17 protein-coding genes are annotated in these 18705 nt (G+C 69.1%); 11 read left to right on the top strand and 6 right to left on the bottom strand.

Annotation, left to right across the window (positions count from 1 at the left end; all coding sequences use genetic code 11):
• The first annotated feature begins 30 nt into the window (after nucleotides 1-30).
• The 6 genes from AC16DP_RS29760 (at nucleotide 31) to AC16DP_RS29735 (ending at nucleotide 5204) form a co-directional block, all read left to right on the top strand.
• Nucleotides 31-717: a TetR/AcrR family transcriptional regulator gene (locus AC16DP_RS29760; protein WP_329730497.1), complete on the top strand. Its 687-nt coding sequence runs from the start codon at nucleotides 31-33 to the stop codon at nucleotides 715-717.
• Nucleotides 714-1301, top strand: coding sequence for a hypothetical protein (locus AC16DP_RS29755; RefSeq protein ID WP_329730498.1), 588 nt, complete (start codon nucleotides 714-716; stop codon nucleotides 1299-1301). The genes AC16DP_RS29760 and AC16DP_RS29755 overlap by 4 nt, the downstream gene beginning before the upstream one ends.
• Nucleotides 1302-1351: 50 nt before the next feature.
• Nucleotides 1352-2185, top strand: coding sequence for an OmpA/MotB family protein (locus AC16DP_RS29750; protein WP_329730499.1), 834 nt, complete (start codon nucleotides 1352-1354; stop codon nucleotides 2183-2185).
• A 111-nt stretch (nucleotides 2186-2296) separates the two neighbouring features.
• Nucleotides 2297-3091: a hypothetical protein gene (locus tag AC16DP_RS29745; protein WP_329730500.1), complete on the top strand. Its 795-nt coding sequence runs from the start codon at nucleotides 2297-2299 to the stop codon at nucleotides 3089-3091.
• A gap of 164 nt (nucleotides 3092-3255) precedes the next feature.
• Entirely contained in the window at nucleotides 3256-4143 is an 888-nt protein-coding gene (locus AC16DP_RS29740; RefSeq protein WP_329730501.1) for a type VI immunity family protein, read from the top strand.
• Nucleotides 4144-4268: 125 nt separating this feature from the next.
• Entirely contained in the window at nucleotides 4269-5204 is a 936-nt protein-coding gene (locus tag AC16DP_RS29735) for a hypothetical protein (RefSeq protein ID WP_329730502.1), read from the top strand.
• A gap of 48 nt (nucleotides 5205-5252) precedes the next feature.
• Here AC16DP_RS29735 and AC16DP_RS29730 read toward each other — a convergent pair whose 3' ends face one another.
• The gene (locus tag AC16DP_RS29730; RefSeq protein WP_329730503.1) at nucleotides 5253-5948 is read right to left on the bottom strand and encodes a nucleotidyltransferase family protein; all 696 of its coding nucleotides are present in this window, start codon (nucleotides 5946-5948) and stop codon (nucleotides 5253-5255) included.
• 164 nt (nucleotides 5949-6112) lie between these two features.
• Between AC16DP_RS29730 and AC16DP_RS29725 the strand changes: the two genes are divergently transcribed.
• Complete coding sequence (locus AC16DP_RS29725) at nucleotides 6113-6991, top strand: alpha/beta fold hydrolase (protein WP_329730504.1); 879 nt, start codon at nucleotides 6113-6115, stop codon at nucleotides 6989-6991.
• On the opposite strand, the gene AC16DP_RS29720 is transcribed toward AC16DP_RS29725, so the two are convergent.
• The 4 genes from AC16DP_RS29720 to AC16DP_RS29705 form a co-directional block, all read right to left on the bottom strand.
• On the bottom strand, nucleotides 6988-7311 hold the full coding sequence (locus tag AC16DP_RS29720; RefSeq protein WP_063796948.1) for a CBS domain-containing protein: 324 nt from the start codon (nucleotides 7309-7311) through the stop codon (nucleotides 6988-6990). The two genes, AC16DP_RS29725 and AC16DP_RS29720, sit on opposite strands and share 4 nt — an antisense overlap.
• Before the next feature lie 300 nt (nucleotides 7312-7611).
• Nucleotides 7612-9597, bottom strand: a complete 1986-nt coding sequence (locus AC16DP_RS29715; RefSeq protein WP_329730505.1) for a Hint domain-containing protein — start codon at nucleotides 9595-9597, stop codon at nucleotides 7612-7614.
• A 466-nt stretch (nucleotides 9598-10063) separates the two neighbouring features.
• Nucleotides 10064-12019, bottom strand: coding sequence for a Hint domain-containing protein (locus AC16DP_RS29710; RefSeq protein ID WP_329730506.1), 1956 nt, complete (start codon nucleotides 12017-12019; stop codon nucleotides 10064-10066).
• Between the two features lie 261 nt (nucleotides 12020-12280).
• A complete protein-coding gene (locus AC16DP_RS29705; protein WP_329730507.1) occupies nucleotides 12281-12868 on the bottom strand; it encodes a hypothetical protein in 588 nt (195 codons plus the stop codon).
• 199 nt (nucleotides 12869-13067) lie between these two features.
• Here AC16DP_RS29705 and AC16DP_RS29700 point away from each other — a divergent pair, with 199 nt between their 5' ends.
• From AC16DP_RS29700 to AC16DP_RS29690, 3 genes are all read left to right on the top strand, one after another.
• Entirely contained in the window at nucleotides 13068-14279 is a 1212-nt protein-coding gene (locus AC16DP_RS29700) for an OmpP1/FadL family transporter (protein WP_329730508.1), read from the top strand.
• A gap of 97 nt (nucleotides 14280-14376) precedes the next feature.
• Nucleotides 14377-15654 (top strand): YecA family protein, encoded by a 1278-nt coding sequence (locus AC16DP_RS29695; RefSeq protein WP_329730509.1) that lies wholly within the window; start codon nucleotides 14377-14379, stop codon nucleotides 15652-15654.
• A 299-nt stretch (nucleotides 15655-15953) separates the two neighbouring features.
• Complete coding sequence (locus tag AC16DP_RS29690) at nucleotides 15954-16781, top strand: methyltransferase domain-containing protein (RefSeq protein ID WP_329730510.1); 828 nt, start codon at nucleotides 15954-15956, stop codon at nucleotides 16779-16781.
• A gap of 13 nt (nucleotides 16782-16794) precedes the next feature.
• Here AC16DP_RS29690 and AC16DP_RS29685 read toward each other — a convergent pair whose 3' ends face one another.
• A complete protein-coding gene (locus AC16DP_RS29685) occupies nucleotides 16795-17481 on the bottom strand; it encodes a class I SAM-dependent methyltransferase (protein ID WP_329730511.1) in 687 nt (228 codons plus the stop codon).
• Nucleotides 17482-17633: 152 nt separating this feature from the next.
• Here AC16DP_RS29685 and AC16DP_RS29680 point away from each other — a divergent pair, with 152 nt between their 5' ends.
• Nucleotides 17634-18704 carry an AAA family ATPase gene (locus AC16DP_RS29680; protein WP_329730512.1) on the top strand — a complete coding sequence of 357 codons (1071 nt, stop codon included), beginning with the start codon at nucleotides 17634-17636 and terminating at the stop codon, nucleotides 18702-18704.
• Nucleotide 18705 lies beyond the last annotated feature (1 nt).

The raw sequence follows: 18705 nt of genomic DNA, 5'->3' as shown, positions 1-18705 counted from the left end.
GCACATTTCTGAGCATACTCATTTTTGAGCATGGTCACTTCTCGGAAGGCAAGCGCCCGTCCGAAGGCCGCCGAGGCCCCGGGACTGAGGGAGCGCAACAAGCAGGAGAAGCTGGAGCGCATCCGCGAGGCGGCGCGGGAGCTCTTCACGAGCAAGGGGTTCGCGGAGACGACGACGCGGGAGATCGCCGAGCGGGCGGGCGTGGGGACGGGGACGCTGTTCCTCTACGCGCGCACCAAGGAGGAGCTGCTGATGCTCGTGCTGGCCGAGCGGGTGGAGGCGGTGCAGGAGGAGCGCTTCCGCACGCTGCCCCCGCGGGCCCCGCTGCTCGAGCAGCTGCTGCACGTCTTCGAGGGCTTCTTCCGGCTGTACGCGAAGGACCCGGCGCTGGCGCGCATGTTCATCCGGGAATTGCTCTTCATGGAGCCGGGGCCGGGCGGGGAGCGGATGCAGCTGGAGCGGGCCTTCGCGGCGCGGCTGGCGGGGCTGGTGGCGGCGGCGCGCGAGCGCGGCGAGGTGGCCGGGGACGTGGACCTGGAGATGGCGGGCTTCAACTTCTTCTCGCTGTACATCACGACGTTGATGGGCTGGCTGTCCGGGGCACTGGGCCCGGGGGACAGCTGGCGCCCGATGCTCGAGCGCTCCTTCGCGCTGCAGCTGAAGGGGCTCGGGCCGGGGAGCGGAACGGCTGGCGGAAACAAACGGAGGCGGTCATGAGCAACGAGGCGACCCTGACGCTGCGCCAGGCGCGCGAGCACTACTTCGAGGAGAACGGCTTCGGACAGGGCGGCAACTACGACGAGCGCTGGGTGCGGGTGGACGTGGGCCCGGTGCCCTTCTGGTTCCCCAACTCGGCCGAGCGCGTGCGGGCGTTGCGCTTCCATGACCTGCACCACGTGCTGACGGGCTACCGCACGGACTTCCGGGGCGAGTGTGAGATCTCCGCGTGGGAAGTGGCGGGCGGGTGCACGGACCACTGGGTGGCGTGGCTGCTGAACCTGTCGGGGATGGGCGCGGGGCTGTTCTTCATGCCGCGGCGGATTGCCAAGGCCTTCCAGCGGGGCCTGCACACGGGCAACCTCTACCGGGCCGAGTACGGTGACGCGCTGCTGGGCCGGACGGTGGAGGAGATGCGGAGCGCGCTGGGGATGGACGTGCCGGTGCCCGCGCCGACGAGGAAGGACCGGATGACGTTCGCGGGCTGGTCGGCGGCGGCGCTGCTCCTGGCGGCGGTGAATGTGGCGGCTTTCCTGACCCCGGTGGCCCTGGCCGCGTGGGCGCTGGTGCACTGGCTGCGCTGAATCCGTATATCATTGGAGTTCCAACCACGAGCGCCGAGGAGGAGCCCCGGATGGAACGAGCAGCGAGCGACGCGGAGAAGCACCAGCGCCGGTGGTTGCCCTGGTGGCTGCTGGCGGGCTCGCTGGGGGTGACGGTGCTGGGCGGGTGGGGAGCGTCGCGCTCCATCTCGTCGCTGATGCAGCGGGTGGAGCAGCTGGAGCGCGAAGCCAGCGAGTCCGAGGCCCGGGTGGCGGAGCTGCAAGTGCTGCGGGACAGCATGGCGCGGCGGCTGCGGCTGCTGGAGCAACAGCAGCAGGGGCTGTCCACGCAGAACGCGGCGCTCAACAAGCGGGCCGGGGAGCAGAACGTGCTGCTCGCGCGGCGCGAGGCGGTGCGCACGGAGCTGGAGCAGTTGCTGAAGGCGGAGCTGGAGAAGGGCGAGGTCTTCCTGACGGAGACGGAGGGACGGCTCCGGGTGGAGCTGGCGGACCGGCTGCTCTTCGAGCCGCGCAAGGCGGCGCTGACGCCCGCGGGAGCGGAGCTGTTGACGCGGGTGGGAGCGAAGCTGGCGGTGGAGGGACACCTGGTGCAGGTGGCGGCGCACACGGACGCGGTGCCGGAGACGACGCCGGAAGCAACGAGCTGGGAGCTGTCCTCGGCGCGCGCGGTGACGGTGGTGCGGCTGCTGGGGGAGAAGACGAAGCTGGGCCCGGAGCGGCTGGTGGCGGCGGGCTACGGGCCGTACCACCCGGTGGTGGTGGATGACGGACCGTTGGCGCGCGAGCGCAACCGGCGGCTGGAGCTGCAGCTCATGCCCGCGCCGCCGAAACCCACGCCACCTCCCGCACCCGCTGCGCCCGCGGATCAACGGCTGGCCAAGAAGCGCCCGGGACAAGCGCGGTAACCGAGAGAGGCGTCACCGAAGGCGCTTCACGGCGGTGAATGCCCGATGCATTCTCGACCCCCGGCTCATTCCGTTGGGGGACACGTGGCTCGGCTCGGTTGGATTCACCTCTTGGCGCTCATCAGCATCTCCTGCACCACCACGTTCCACCCCTCGCCATCCCGGAGCGGACAGCTCACCGGCGCGCGCTCTCAGTTCAACCAGTCGTGTGGCCTGGCCTGTGCCGCCCCGGTCAATGCAAGTACCGGGGAGATCGTCGTGCCAGCGGCGACTCGCGCCGGACAGGTACTCGAGAAGGTCGTCCAGGCCGTCGAGGCCATCCAGGGACTCAACACCCTCGAGCGGGCCCTCACCGGCGCGGAGCTGGATCTGGTCGAAGCAACCCTCAAGGACTGCGTGGCCCAGGCGCACGCGGACATCAACGAGGCCTACCAGCAGCGGGAAGGAGGCTTCCCATTCGAGAATGGGAAGTTCCCCAATGACGCCGAGTGCCTGAAAAGAGTCGGCTTCGATGCGTCGGGCGAAAAAGTGACCCTTGCCCAGGAACTCGGAAGGCTCAAGCACGCTGCGGCCTTCGCCTGCTTCAAGGCTCGCCTGCCTCCGAACCTCCGCGAGAACTTCACCGTCGAGCCTCGCTACAAGCCCGACCCCGAGGTGAATGGAGTCGTGCTGACGGACAAGGGCGTCGATACCCTCCATCCCGATTTCGTCGTGCACGGGACGAGAAACGCCACCGACGTACAGTGCGTCTACGAGCTCAAATTCCCTTGCCTCTCCGACCAGAAGCTGGCTCCACACAAATCACAATGGGTAGAGACTCAATTGAAAGCCTACCAGAACCTCTCGAACCGATGCCCAGCGGCCGTCATCTCTCCTGCGGGGCTCTTCCAACTCGGCATCCCCTGATGACTTCCCCATTTCCTCGCATCCGCCACCGTGGACGTTGTCCCGTGCACGTCAAACTCTGGAGTGGCGAAACACCCCGCTTTCCGCTGCGGGAGTTGCTGGCACGAGACGTTGTTCGCTTCGCTTTCTACCTACCGTACGACCACCCGGATATCGGCTCTGGGGTGAGCCATGCGGTCAAGAGCTACATGCAGGCGGTGGGGCAGGGCCCCAGCGTCATCAATCACCTCTACACCAATGACGACGAAGGCAACCCGCTGAACGAGGAGACCTGGGACTATCTCCACTACCTCCTCCGGCCCGAGCGTCCGTTCCGTTTCATCGAAGAACTCAGCGACCCCACCCTCTACCGCCTGCAGAAGAGGGGCTACGCCACCCAACTCATCTTCGATGGCGGCTTCGGCAGCACCAACGGCTACCAGCTCTGGTACCGGGCCCGGCTTCCCTCGCGCACGCCCCCTCCCAACCTGGTGAGCACGCTCACCGCGACACTCCCCACCGAGTACCTGCACACCCACGGACCCACGAAGGTGCGCGAGCTCGCCCTGGAGATGGCCTCCCAGCTTCGCTTCACCACCGGCCATGTGGGCCTCGCCCTGCAGCTCTACTGGCCCCTGCGTTCCCGGGAAGATGCCTTCCGCGCCGAGCTCCTCCGCTACCCGGGCATCGACCTGCGCCCGGCCTGGTCCCATGCGCACCGGATGGGCACACGTGTCGATGGCGTCCACTGGCTCAACTTCCTCGCGCAGCCCGTGCTGGGCCAGCTCGGTGGCGCCACCGCCCTTCGCGCTCGCCTCCAATCTCCCGAAACCACCGTGTACCCGCTCGACGAGGAACGCACAGTCATCGCCCTCGGCGAGCACCCCGAAGCCGGAGACCTCTCCACCGGGCAGGCCCTCCCCGCGTACCGGGAGCTCGCCCGGGTGCTGGAGCCCTGGCTCGAGCCGCTGGACCTCTCGGACACCACCACCCTCGACCAGCCCCCCACCTACTCGAGCCTGCGCCTCACCCAGGACGAGGCGACGCGCTGGTGGAGACGCTTCCTCGACTGACACCCACATGCCTCCGCCCCGCCTCGGAAATCGCGCGGAAAAGCACCGTGAATAAACCGGGCAGGCGGCCGTCCGAGCCTCTGGTCACCCACTGGCGCCCCTTTCTTCCCGCCCGGAGAAATCCCGTGCCCACCCTCAGGCAACTGCTGTGCACCTCCCTGGCATCGAGCCTGCTCTTCACCGCTGGCACCGCCGAGGCGCGCTTCGGTAAGCGCTCCGACTCCTCCAGCTCCAGCAGTGACAACGTCCACGACGCCAGCCCCGTGGGTTCCAACAACGGCAACAGCGGCGGCTCCAGCTCCGGTGGCTCCAGCTCCTCGAACGACGTCGCGAACACCGTGGGCACCATCCTGGACATCATCCACATCGCCGCGGATGTCGCGGAACTCGCCTCGCACTACCAGGAGGCGACCACCACCTACGAGACCGCCCCCGCCGAGGTCCCCCAGGCGCAGCCCGCCCCCGGCGAGCAGCCGATGTACGCCTACGGGCAGGAGCCGGTGGTCCAGCAGCGGATTCAGACGTCGGAGGTGCGCAACCGCAACACGCTGATGTTCCGGGTGAACGCGGAAGGGCTCGCGCTGGGAGAGGGCTCGGCGGTGGGGCTCAACGCGGGCATCGAGGGCGAGCGCTTCGGCGTGGCCCTGGCGGGCACGGGCATGCGGCTGCCCACGGACGACGGCACGGCGGGCGAGGACAAGATCGACCTCTTCTCCCTGCACCTGACGCTCGCGGTGTACGCCGATGACCAGACGCGGCTGCGCCTGGAGGGCGGGTTCGCCTCGGCGAAGGCGCCGGACGCCACCTTCACGGGCCCCAGCCTCGCCCTGTCCTTCGAGCGCTGCCTCCTGGGCTCCCTGGACCTGGAGACCCGCGCGCAGATCGTCCCGGCGCCACACCTGCAGCTGGACGCCCAGGCGGGCCTGGCCCTGCACCTCAGCGCCATCAACCTGCGCGCCGGCTGGCGGGTGCTGATGCTCGATGACCGCGGCCTGGTCGACGGCGTGGTGCACCGCGACTCCTTCAGCGGCCCCTACGCGGGCGTCGGCCTGTACTTCTAGCAACGTGCCCCGGACCCGCCAGCCGGGTCCGGGCACGCCGCGCCGGGCTCACGTTCCGGAAATCCCCTCGGAGGAAGCCTCCAGGGGAGCCGACGCGCCCGTGGACACCGGGGTGCCCGTGGACTCGGACTTCTTGCCCCGGCGCTTGGGCGGAGGCGCCAGCTTCGGCGCCGAGCCGAACAGCCGCTCGTACGTCTCCGGGGTGTTGATGTTGACGACGACGCCCGGGTCCTTCACCGGAATGCGGCGCACCTGCAGGCCGCGCACCGCCACCTCCAGCTGCGTCTCGGTGGAGTCCCTGTCCCGCAGCCGCTCGGCGGCGCCGCGCGAGAGGATGATGGGGAAGCCCGAGGCCCCCTCGAACTCGGGGCGGATGGCCTCCACCGAGTCCCCCATCGCCTTGATGAGCGACTTGAGCGTGGAAGCACGCAGCGCGGGCATGTCCACCGGCTGCAGGAGAATGATGTCCGCCCCGTCCTCGAAGGCCGCCTCCAGCCCGGCCTTCACCGAGCTGAGCTGGCCGTCCTGCCACCGCTCGTTCTCCACCAGGTGGATGGCCGGGTGCTGGTCACGCACGGCATCGGCCTCCTTGCCGATGACGCCCATGACCGAGCAGCCGGCCTTGCCAAACGTCGATGCGAGCGACTGCAGGAAGCTCTTGCCCCCCTCGTGCTCGATGAGTGCCTTGGAGTAGCCCATCTTCCTGGCCTCCCCCGCAGCGAGGATGATCGCCACAGCCTTCATGCCACGCCTCCTCCGGCCCCCACCGGTTGGCGTGGGGGCGACCCCCTACACCCTGGCAAGCGTGGAGCGATCTGGCCGCGCCCCCGGGGGCAGCCCGTTGGGAAGTCGGCATTGGGCACACCGCTGATGTTGACCATGCACGCAAGTGCTACGCCTTTGCGCCCATGATCGAACTTCCCACCTTCATCACCCGGCTCTTCCCGTACCGCCCGCGCTTCGCCCCGACTGTCTTCGGGCGGATGCATTACGTGGACGAGGGGGAGGGGCGCCCCGTCCTGCTGCTGCACGGCAACCCGACCTGGTCCTTCCTCTATCGCAAGGTGATGGCGGGGCTGGCGGGAGCGCCGTACCGGGTGGTGGCGCCGGACCTCATCGGGCTCGGGCTGAGCGACAAGCCCCGGGAGGTGTCCGCGCACACGCTGCGGCGCCATGGCGAGGCCCTGCTGGAGCTCGTCCAGGGACTGGAGTTGAAGGACGTGGTGCTGGTGGTGCAGGACTGGGGAGGCCCCATCGGCGCGTGGATGGCGGCGCGAGCGGGCGGCCGGGTGACGGGGCTGGTGGTGATGAACACCGCGCTCCTCAAGCCCGAGCGCTTCCGCACCACGGCCTTCCACCGCTTCTCGCAGATGCCCGTCGTCAGCGACGTGGCCTTCCGGCTGTTCAACTTCCCGGTGCCCGTGCTGGGACGCACGCAAGGGGACCCGTCCTCCATCTCGGGAGACGTGGCGAGGGCCTATGCGTGGCCCTTGAGGAGGGTGGCGGACCGCGCGGCACCCCTGGCCCTGGCGCGCATGGTGCCCAACGGCCCGCACCACCCCACGGTGGCGGAGCTCACCGAGGGAGACGCCTGGGCGCGCTCCTTCCAGGGACCGGTGGAGCTGGTGTGGGGAGTGAAGGACCCCATCCTCGGCCGGGCACTGCGGCGTCACCGCGAGGTGTTCCCGCGCGCCCGTGTCACCGAGACGCCCGCGGGCCACTTCCTCCAGGAAGAGGTGCCCGAGGAGATCATCGCCGCCATCCGTCGGGTGGCGGACGCGCGTTAGTGCAACCAGGTGGAGCGAACGCCCTGCCCGCCCGGCACGAGCACCACGCGCGGACGGTCGCCTGCACTTCCTTCCGAAGCGAGGGTGGCGCGGGCAGTCAGAATTTCAGTCATGCGGGCCAGCGGGAGCGTGGACCAGATGCGGTGCAGCTCCTCCTCGGAGACGTGGCCGAGGATTTCGCCGTGTCGTTCATCCACCACTGGCAACAGGTGCACGCCGTAACGGTGCATCACTTCGAGCGCGCGCATCACCGTGTCGCGGGGATAGAGGATGATGTCAGGCATTGCAACGACTTGGGGCTCGACAGTGCGGCGCGTCACGACCACCTCCAGTGAAGAAGCCCCTTCGGGCTCTCTCCGGCTGTAGCAAGCGCCTTGCCGTGCTCCCCGGCGCCCCCCTGACACCATGGCCTTCGGAGACCTGCGGAGCCAGCTCGCCTACACCCTCACGAACCCCCGGAGCGTGAAGCCGAGCTGGCTGCCCTTCTGATGAAGCAGAGGGCCGCCCGGCAACTCCGGACGGCCCTGGGGCATATCCCCTCTCCCGGAGGGCGAGGGGAAATGGGCACATTGTCAGCGCCTGGCCCACGGGCACTCCTTCACGGACATACGTGAAGGGGATTAGCGGCGAGCGCTCTGGATGCGAGCCTGGTGCAGGCGGAAGTCCTCGTGCCAGGCGCCGTTGAGGCGGGCGAGCACCTCGCGGGAGTCGCTGGAGCGCTGCTTCTCCAGGGTGAGCTGCATCTGGCTGTCACCCACGAGGTAGCCGTTGGCGTACATCGTGTTCGTCCCGGGCGTGGCCACGGCGAGCTCCTCCGGAGTGCCGAGGGCGAAGTTGAACACGTCACCGGAGAAGGGCACGCGCTCGACGCCCACGAGCTTCGTCGCACCGGTGCGGGTCCGCAGGGAGTCACCGGCCTTCAGCTCGCCGGCCTGCACCACGCCGCGGGTGGCCGTCACCATGGGGTGCGTCTGGGTGACCATCACCTCGCCGCCCAGGGCATCGCGCAGCTTCACGAGCGGCTTGCGCTCGCCGCCACGGGACACGGTCGTCACAGTGAGGGCCTGGCCCTGACCATTGGCCAGCAACCTATCCCCCACCTTCACCTGCTCCACCGGCACCTGCGAGCCATCGGCCTTCGTCACGCGCGTGCCCTCGGCGAGGCAGGCATTGCGCCAGTCGAGGTTGAGGATGTCCTGGTAGCGCGAGCGGGTGTAGGGCCGGCTGTTGCCCGCGTAGTCCACGCAGGTGGCCTTCAGCGTGGCGCGCATCATCAGGCGCACGTTCTGGTACATGTCCAGGCAGTCCTTGCCGAAGTCCACCAGCCCATCGAAGGGGACGTTGAGCTTCGTGCGGTCATACTCGTCGAGGAACGGCGTCTTGAAGGGCAGACTCCCCTTGAGGACGCTGTTGCCGGGCATGGTGCCCGCGGAGCAACGGCCGCCACGCTCCATCAGCACGACGGTCGCCTCACTGAGCATCTCATTCAAGGTGCAGTCCGACGGCAGGGTCACCTGGTACCAGCCACGCATGGGCAGGTAGAGGTGGCTGGGCTCATAGGTTCCACTCGCGGGCGCCCAGTAGGCCCCGGCGGCGGGGACCCACACGGAGTGGCTCGCCTCGGGGTCCGCCGCGCCCACGCCCGTGAAGGGCTTGGCGAAGGGCTTGAAGATGCCCGTGACGGGATCCTTGCTGCCCGAGGCGTAATCACAATCCAGGAAGCCGGAGACGGCACCACGCTCCAGGCAGGTCCGGATCGGATTGTCGCTGTGCATCTTGCCGATCAGCTCCTTGGGGTGCTGGACGGTGATGAGGTTGATGTCGTGCATGCCCAGGGCCACCAGGGACGACTCGGCCACCGCATAGGACAGGTGCTGCTCGCCCGTCTCCTCGTCGAAGGCGATGGCCACCGAGTCGACGAAGAGCTCCTCCTCCAGGTTCACCTTCAGCGAGAGCGGGAGCGGCGGCGTCTCGAGGACGGCGCTGGCGTACTCCTCGAGGGACTCGGTGCCGAGCACGCGGAACTGCGTGCGCTCACGGTTGGCGGCGAAGGCGGTGACGTCGGCGTAGGCGTAGTCGGAGCCGTTGAAGCAGGTGACGAGGCCGGAGGCCTGGAACTTCGCCACCGTGTTGTCGGGGCTGGCCACGTCGGCGAGCGGCAGCAGGTGGCCACACCGCGAGTTCTCCGGGGCCTCGCCGGTGGCGGCCGAGGTGAGCCGGTCCTTGCGGGCCTTCGGGCCCGGGGTGCCGGTCTTCTTCTCCTTGCGCAGCGTCTCCAGCTTGCCGAAGAGCCGCGGCGAGTTCTCCGGCGTGTTGCCCGCGGCCAGCAGGCGGTTCTTCACGAAGCGGTACTGCGTGTCATCCGCGAGGTCCAGCGCCATCTGCGAGCTCCGGCCGCCGCGCGAGTGCCCCTGCGCCTCCAGCTGCTGCTCCCAGCCGGCGTAGAGCCGCGCCATGTAGAGCGAGTCGGCCGCGAGGGCCTTCTCGTCGACCTGCTGCGCGGGCGCCTTCTGCTGGGCGCAGCCAGCGCCGAGCAGGGCCAGGCCCAACATGACCGGGGCGAGGCGCGGAAGCATCCGGGACGGCGCATTCAAAGACAGTTTCATGGGGTTTGACCTCACAGGGGCTGGAGACGGCGGGAAACTGGGGATGCCTCGCGCAATGGGAAGACGGTCTGGGAAAGGATTTTCCTTCCCTGTCCAAACACAGACACACTTCAAGGAAAACCCGCGAACACCGGACAATGCCCGGTCCCCGCCGGGAAGGACTCACGGCCAGCCGAGCGGATGCCCTCGCCCGCCTCCCCCCCGGATGAGAGGGAAAAAGCTGAAAGCCTTTCATGGCGCTGGCGTAGAAAGCTGTAGAAAGGATTGGGCAAATCCTTTCCCATACCCATGTCTGTAGAAAGGAGGGGGAAAAGCTTTTCCTTACCTTCTGGCCTGTAGAAAGGTGTGGGGAGGTGTGATCGCACCCAGGGCCGCGGGGCAGCTGGCGGGCCCGTGGGAAAAGCAGAAGGGCCGCCCCTGTATGTCCGGGACGGCCCCTCGGGGACCTCGAGCTTCTGGGCGTGGGCTACCGGCGCGCGCGCGCCAGCTTCCGGGCCTGGGACAGCCGGAAGTCCTCGTGCCAGGCGCCGTTCAGCCGCGTCAGCAGCGCCCGGGCATCCACGCGCCGGGCCTTCTCCAGCGACTCCTGCAGCTGGCTGTCACCCACCAGGAAGCCGCCAGCGTACAGCGTGCTCGCCTCGGGCCCCAGCCCGGCCAGCTCCTCCGGCGTGCCCAGCGCGAAGTTGTAGACGGCTCCCGCGTAGGGGACGCGCTCCACCGCCACCAGCTTCCGGGCCCCGGTGCGCGTCAGCACCGCGTCCCCCACCTTCAGCTCGCTCGCCTGCACCACGCCGCGCGCCGCCGTCACCAGGGGGTGCGTCTGCGTCACCCGCACCTCACGCCCCTGCTCGTCGCGCAGCTTCACCAGCGGCTGGCTCTCCCCACCGCGCGTCACGGACGTCACCGTCAGCGCCCGCCCCGTGCCCTGCGTCAGCAGCTTCTCCCCCACCTTCACCTGCTCCACCCGGACGCTCCGGCCATCCGCCCGCGTCACCCGCGTCCCCTCCGCCAGGCACCCGCGCTTGTAGTCCACGGGGCTCACCACCTTCTTCGAGGGGCAGCGGAAGGGCTCCGGCTCGCCACCGTATGGGTCCGGGCACGTGCCCTCGGTGTAGACCCACATCTCCAGCCGCACGTTCTGCGCGTGCATCAGGCAGTTGCCCGTACCGAAATCCACGATGCCGTCGAAGGGGTATGCCCCGGACGCACTGGGGGCGGCCACCTTCCAGGGCAGCTCGCCCTTGCCCACCACGGTGCCGGCCGCCGTGCCCGCCTCACACCAGCCACCGGCGTCCACCAGGATGGCCGCCACCTTGCTGGTCACCTTCGTCACCTGGCACTCCTCCAGGACGTGGGGCATGAAGTGGCCCCGCATGGGCAGCTGGAAGCGCGCCGGGTCCACGGGCTTCACCGGGGCCTCGAAGTACGCGCCCGGGTTGGGAATCCACGTGGGGACGCCGGTCGCGGTCCCGGAGTCCCGCGTGGCGGCCACATCCACGCCGGCGATGCCCGTGGCCCCCGAGGCCGGGAAGGGCGTCCACGTCCCGTCCGCCTCCTGGCGCACCAGCCCGTAATCACAATCCAGGTAGCCGCCGAGCGCCCCGCGCTCCAGGCACACGCGGATGTGCTTCTCGGGCGTGTCCTTGAGCAGATCCTTCGGGTGCTCGAGGACGATGTCGCCCTCGCCCAGCCCCGGCACCGGGTGCAGCGTGGCCGACACCGACGTATAGGTGAGCTGCTCCTCGCCCGTCGTCTCGTTGAAGGCCATGGCCAGCGAGTCCACCAGCAGCTGCTTGTCGTCCTGCCTCGGCACGGCGAGCTCGAGCGGCGGCGTCTCCAGCACCTTGCCCGCGTACTCCTCGTGGGACTCGCTGGCGAGGAACTGGAAGGACGTCTGGTCCTCGTCCGTGACGAAGGCCGTGAGGTCCACGTAGCCGTAGTCCGAGCCGCCGAAGCACGAGGTGAGGCCCGTGCCGTTGAAGCGGGCATAGGCGGTGTCACTCCCGCTGAGGCCGAGCGGAATCATGTGTCCACACGCCATGCCGTCCGCCGTGGCCGTCATGCCCACCACCGGAGCCTCCATCGGCCGCTCGGGCAGGGGCAGCCGGCGGTGGAGCTCGTCCAGGCGCAGGAAGAGCAGGGGCGCGTTCAGCGCCGAGAGCCCCGAGGCCTTGAGCCGGTTCATCACGAAGCGGTAGTGCACCTCGTCGCTCAGGTCCAGGGGCATCTTCTCGTTGTCCCCGGTCTTGATCGCCTGTGCGCGCAGGGACGCCTGCCATTGCGAATAGCGCCGGGCCATCTCGCGCGAGTCCTCCGCGAGCTGCTGCTCGTCCACCTCCTCGGTGGCGGGGGTTTGCCGCTGCTGGCCGCACGCGGACGAGAGCGCGGCCACCATCATCAGGGTCAGGAAGCGACTTCGCATGATTCCATCCGAAGCAAGGGGGATGAGGGTGCACCTCCCCTACCCAGGGAGGAGGAGCCCTGGTGACGTGGTCACTCGTGGGGATCAAGGTGATGGGTCGGAGTGCACACGTCCCGGCTCACCGCCAACGTGTGTCCGCCGCGAGCGCCGTGCAGAGGGAACGCCGTTGCCTGTTGAATCCCGGAACACCCGAGCCAGACGTGCGTCGCACGCCCGACGTTCCAGGGTGTCTCCGGATGGACGCGGTGGGAAAACTTCTTCCTACTTCTTCTTCACCGACTCGAGCAGCTTGCGGAAGCCCTTCTCGGCGCTGGCCACGGTGCGCTCGGGGCCGGTGAGCTTGAAGAAGAGCGGGCCCTCGGGGCCCTCGGCGATGGCGCCCAGCAGCCGGTAGCCGGGCTTGGGCGTGGAGGGGCCCATCATGGGGCCGCCACCGGTATAGGTGCCCTTGACGTCCAGCGTGGTGATGGCGAGGCCGTTGACGGTCTCCTTCTTGGAGCGCGCGTCCTTCTCGGTGATGGGGGTGCCATCCGCCTTCTGGAACTGGCCCAGCCAGCGCTTCACGTTGGCGTCCACCGCGCCGCCCTGGCCGGCGCCGAAGTAGAAGATGGCCAGCTCGGCGGCGTCGGTGTCGCCCTTGGCGGGAGCGATGCGGTAGGTGGCCACGCGCATGGGCCGGGCGCCCTGCGTCTCCCAACCCGCGGGAGACGTCCACGTGAGGCCGCCCGCCTCGGGAGCGCCCTGGGGAGCCTGCTGCTCCGAAGGAGCCGCCGGGGGGTGCTGCTGCGCCTGGGCCTGCGCCACGCCCACGGCCGCCATGAGGGTCATCGCACTGAGCAGTCGTTTCATGGGCCCAACCTATATCCGGGAACCGCCCCCCCGGCATCGTCCGTCTTCCACCCGACGCGAAGCGCCGAGCCCCCACCCCCCTCTGTCCGGGAGCGCACGCGCACCTGCCCGCGAGGAGGGGATGCCACACTCCGGGTACGACTCAACCTTACCTCACCAAAGGCAAACGCAGTCGGTCGTCGCGAAGAAGGACTCGCGTATGAAGAAGACACTCACGGTCGTGACCCTGCTCGCCGCGGGGGCCAGCCAGGCAGCCGGCATCGCCATCGACACCCAGGGCGCCCGGGCCACCGGCATGGGCTCGACGGGCGTGGCGAGCATGCGGGATGGCTCGTCCATCTACTACAACCCGGCGGGCATCCTCGGGGTGAACAAGCTGGACCTCCAGCTCGGCGACTCGCTCATCCTCGCCCACCTGGGCTTCACGCCCACGGCGACGGGCGTCGAGCAGACGCAGAATCCGGTGTCGCCTCCGCCGCACGGCTACTTCGCCTACAAAATCACCCACCAGCTCGCCGCGGGCGTGGGTGTCTTCACGCCCTTTGGCGCCAACAGCAAGTGGCCGGACGACTTCGTGGGGCGGCAGATCGCCCGCGAGTCGCAGGTGGCCACCTTCGACATCAACCCCACGGTGGCGTATGCGCCGCTGAGCTGGTTGCGGTTGGGCGTGGGCTTCCAGGCGGTGTATGGCACGCTCGATGTCCGCCGGCAGATCGTGGTGCCCCCGCCGTCTCCGGCCGCCGGAGCCACGGGCGAGCTGTCGCTGTCCACGAGTTCGTGGGGCTTCGGCTACAACGCGGGCGTCCAGGCGGACCTGCTGCCGGGGATGCTGACGCTCGGCGCGCACTTCCGCAGCCGTGTGCTGCTGTTCAACGAGGGCGACGCGGACTTCTCGGGCTTCCCGGAGCCAGTGGCCCCGGCGTTCCCGGACCAGCCCGTCCGGGTGGCCCTGGAGACGCCCGCCTCGCTGGGGCTGGGCCTGGCCTTCACGCCGATGCAGAAGCTGCTGCTGGCCGCCGACGTCAACTGGGTGAAGTGGTCCAGCGTCCGGCAGATCCTCTTCGAGTTCCAGAGCACCCCCGCCTTCAACCAGCCCTCCGTGAAGAACTGGGAGGACCGGTGGAACGTCCACGTGGGCGGCGAGTACATGGTGACGGACGCGCTGGCGGTGCGCGCGGGCTTCGTCTACGACCCGACACCCTCGCCCGCGGAGACGCTCGCGCCGGACCTGCCGGACGCGGACCGCATCCGCGTGTCGCTGGGCGCCGGCTATGCCTTCTCCGCCTTCCGGGTGGACGCGGGCTACCAGTTCATCTCCCTCATGGAGAACGAGAGCACCTTCCCGCCGCTGCCGGGCACCTACAAGGGCTCGGCCCACGTGATTGGCCTGACGCTTGGTTACTCGCCCTGACGCGCTCGCCCTGCTAGGGAGCACACCTGGGTGAAGAGGGGGCCCGGCACTACCGTGTGCCGGGCCCCGTCGTTTCTCCTTCGAGAGGTGTGAGGACATGAGCCGCCAGAAGCCCGGACGCAACGACCCCTGCCCCTGCGGAAGTGGCAAGAAGTACAAGGGCTGCCATGCCGCCGAGGATCGGGCGAAGGAAGCGGCCGCCGCGCCCAAGCCCGCCGAGCACCCGCTCGCCCAGGATCTGCAGGCGGCGATGGACATGCTCGGGAGCGGCGACATGTCGCGCGTGTCCGAGACGTTGGACCACCTGGGCGAATTGCTGACGCAGTGGGGTCCGGGCCCGGGCCTGCGCTTCGATGCGGCGGCCTTCGACAAGCACGTGACGCGGGAGCTGGAGCGGCTGGAGGACGCCGTGGCGAGGGACCCGGCGCAGGCGCGCAACACGCTGCGGCTGGGCACGGTGCGCGAGCTGGGGACGCGGGCCTTCCTGGAGAAGCTGAGGACCACGCTGCTGGTACGGGCCACGACGGCGGGCCTGAGCGCGGAGGACCGGCAGGCGCTGTGCCTGGGGGCGCTGCTGTCCACCACGCCGAAGACGGGCAACTTCCAGCCGGAGGACCGGCCGGTGCTGGACGTGGTGTTCGGCGTGCAGTTCCGCGAGTGGGGCGCCCGGCACGGCCAGGAGCTGGCGTCGAAGCTGGAGACGCTCGCCGAGCACGCGGACCTCTCGGACGAGGCGCGCGACGTGCTGCGCAAGGCGGGCGAGGGGGAGATGGAGCCGCTGGTGAAGTACGTGGAGTCGGATCCGGAGCTGGCGGCGCGCATCACGCAGGAGGCGAAGGATCGCTCGGGGCGGGTGGAGGCGGCGCTGCGCCAGAGCATGACGCCGTCCGTCTTCACACCCGAGGAGCAGGTGTGGCTCACCAGCGTGCTGTGGGAGCCGCTGAACGCGCTGAAGGTGCCGGGCATGGACGCGAAGGCCCGGAGCGCGGCGGTGTCCGGTTTCCTGGGCGCGGTGAGGGCGGCGCTGGACTCGGACCGGGAGATGCTGCCGGGGATGTTGGAGCGGATGCGGGCGCAGGCGAAGGACACGGCGCTGAACGAGACGACGCGGGCCTTCTTCTCGGACGCGGCGGTGGCCTTCGAGGCGGAGCCGGTGCGGATGATACTGGCGGCGATCCTCACGTCGTACAGCGAGCCGCAGGCGCGCTCGGCGGAGGAGCAGGTGGTGAGGGCGGACCTGGAGGCGAAGACGCAGTGGACGGCGGAGGACCTGGAGCCCTACCGGAAGCTGCTGGGGGAGATGAACCTGCCCGCGGCGGCCGAGCGGATCCGCCGCGCCCAGGACTGGCTGCGAGCCCATCCCATCTCGATGTAAGAGATTGCGAGCCCCCTCCCCCCCCATGAGCGCCGCACGCACGGTGCGGCGCGCGCGCTCCAGGGGCTCACCGCGCGTGAAGCCGCGCGGGCGAGCAGCAAGGTGCGGTGGCTGTTGGAGCGGGGGAGGCTGCGAGGAGAGCCGCTCTTCCAGGATGCTCCAGGCTGTGTCGAGGGTGGGTTGAGGGAACTGATAGCTTCGCAACGGTGCTCCGGCGGCGAGCATCGGGGTGCGAGGTGGGTGATACGACGCGAGCCCCGCGACCCGCACGGGCGTTGGAGCGTATGCTGTCGGGCACCATGACCGCGGCAAGCAAGACAACACCGGAAGCCGTAGCGCGGCACTACGACTACATCACGCCGTTCTACGAGATCATCGGCAGCAGGAGCCTGCACCTGGGCTATTGGCCCTCGGGTGGATCCGGCGGCACATTCGGCGAGGCGCAGCAGCGCTTCACGGACCTGATGATCCAACAGCTCGGGGCGCAGAAGGGCCACCGGGTGCTGGACATCGGCTGTGGGCTCGGGGAGCCGGCGACGCGGCTGGCTCAGAGCAGCGGATGCATGGTGGAGGGCATCACCATCAGCCCCCGGCAGGCCGCGCAGGCCGAGCGGTGGGCGAGCCTCCATGGCACGAGCGGGCAGACGTCGTTCCTCTGCGGCAACGCCATGGCGCTGCCGTTCCAGGCCGGGTCGTTCGATGCGGCGTGGGCGCTCGAGTCGATCTTCCACATGCCCGACCGGGCCGCGGTGCTGCGCGAGGTGGCGCGCGTGCTGCACCCCGGCGGACGGCTGCTCATCGCGGACATCGTCGTCGCGGAGAAGGCCTCGCCGGAGGATCAGACGTTCCTGCAGAACGCGTTCGTCACCCGGAGCTTCATCAGCCCCGAGGACTACCCGTATCTCATCCGCGACACGGGCTACGAGGTCGAGCAGGTGCTGGACATCACCCAGAACGTCATGGCGACGTTCGGTGCGGTGTCCGCCGCCATCCGGGAGAAGGAGGAGGAGGTGCGGCGGGCGTACAGCGACGAGTTCCTCGCGGCCATCCAGGAGCAATGGGCGCGCATCACGGAGACCGCGATGCGCTGCATGGGCTACATCGTCATCACCGCGAAGCGGCTGTGAGCGGCGTGACGGCTCACCCGCGCTGGAACACCAGGAAGTACTGGTCCGGCAGGAAGTCGTGCGCCTGGGTCTGCCGGTAGCCCGCCGCCTCCAGTTCCCCGCGCACCTGCTCGGGGGACAGCTTGTGCTCCCGGGGCGGCCCCTTCGGCGACTCCATGCGGAAGTCGATGATGACCACCCGCCCCCCGGGCCTCAGCTTCTCACCCAGCCGCTTCAGGTAAGCCACCCGATCGCCAATGTGGTGGTACGTGTCCACGATGAGCGCCACGTCCACCGGCTCCGGCAGCTTCGCGTCCCCCGGCTCGCCCAGCACCGCTTCCAGGTTGCCCAGGTTCTCGCGCTTCGCGCGCTCGCTCATGTAGCGCACCATGTCCGGCTCGATGTCCACGCCGTACACACGCCCCTGGGGCACCGCCCGCGCCAGCCTCACCGCGAAGTAGCCCGTCCCCGCTCCGATGTCCGCCACCTTCGCGTCCGCCGGCAGGGACAGGGCCGTCACCACCTCGTCCGGTTTCTGCCACGCGTCCCGCTCCGGCTCCTCGAAACGCTTCGCCCACTCCTCCGCGTTCTCGAAGCGGTGCGGCATCCCCCCGTGGTGCGCTCCGTGCGCGTGTTTCGTGTGCGCGGGTGCTTCGCTCGGCTCCGGCCGGTGCGCGCAGGCCACGGCGGATAGGAGCACCGCGGCGAAGAGGGTGCTCACGGCTCGGGGTCGGGAAAAAGCGATCGGGCTCATCTGGCTGCCTCCGTTTCAGGAACTTCGAGCGTATGCCTCATGAGGCCTATGTCCACCACCCGCAGTGCGCGCGACCTTGCTAGGGTGCCCCGCCAGGAACGGCTGAAGGAACCCCCTGGATGATCACGTCCATTCAACTCCGGAACTTCAAGGGCCACCGCGACACCACCGTCCCCCTGGGTCGCCTGACCGTGCTCGTTGGCCCGAATGGCACCGGAAAGACCAGCGTGCTCCAGGCACTCGACTTGATGGACAGGCTGATGAACGAGCAGCCCGCCGTGGTCCTTCAGGACGAGATGAGCCCCCAGGATCTCCTGCGCCGGTCGGAACAGCAGCCCATCACCCTCGCCGCGGAGGGAACGGATGATGCGCTTCCATGGAAGCTCGCCATCCAATTCTCTCCACCCGATCCTGGCAAAGACCAGGCCATCCGGGTCGACTGGTCGCATGGCGGACTCAGCGGTCAGTTGGACACGGTCTCCCTCCCACCGCAACGACGGTTCGCATCGCTCGTCGGCCCAGCGGTGCTCTACCATTTCGATGCCCACCGGATCTCCGCCACTGCCTACAGTTCCGAGGAGAACCCCGCTGTGGACGCGGATGGGAGCAACACAGCGGTTGCCCTCGCGGCCCTGAAGCTCGAGCGGGAGGAAGCCTTCGAGCAGATCGAGTCGGAGCTGCGCAGGATCGTCCCGAGCATCCAGCGGATTCGCGTCCGACGGGTCAAGATGTCCCAGTCGCCGAATCAGGGCGAGCCGCGAATCGGCAACAAGGTCTTCATCGACTTCAAGGATGCCCTCGACGTCCCGGCCCATGGTGCCAGTGAGGGCACGCTCATCACCCTCGCGCTGCTGACCGCGCTCTGCAGCCCGAACCGTCCGCGCATCCTGCTGCTCGATGACATCGATCAATCCCTCCATCCCCAGGCCCAGATGGAGCTGATGGGCGAGTTGAAGCGCCTCCTCGAGGGCTTCCCGGAGGTCCAGCTCGTCGCCACCACGCATTCGCCCTACATCCTCGACGCGCTCGAGCCCTCCGATGTCCGTGTGTTCGCTCCACGCAAGGATGGTTCGGTCGCATGCCGAAGCCTCTCGGAGCATCCCCAGGCGGAGAAGATGCGCGGTGCCCTCACCACGGGCCAGCTCTGGAGCCTCGACCCGGAGTGGCGTTGGGTCGTAGGGGAGAAGTGAG

It is taken from the genome of Archangium sp. (assembly GCF_057119385.1).
The sequence above is the reverse complement of the archived record's forward strand: the minus strand, read 5'-3'. Positions and strand labels throughout refer to the sequence as shown.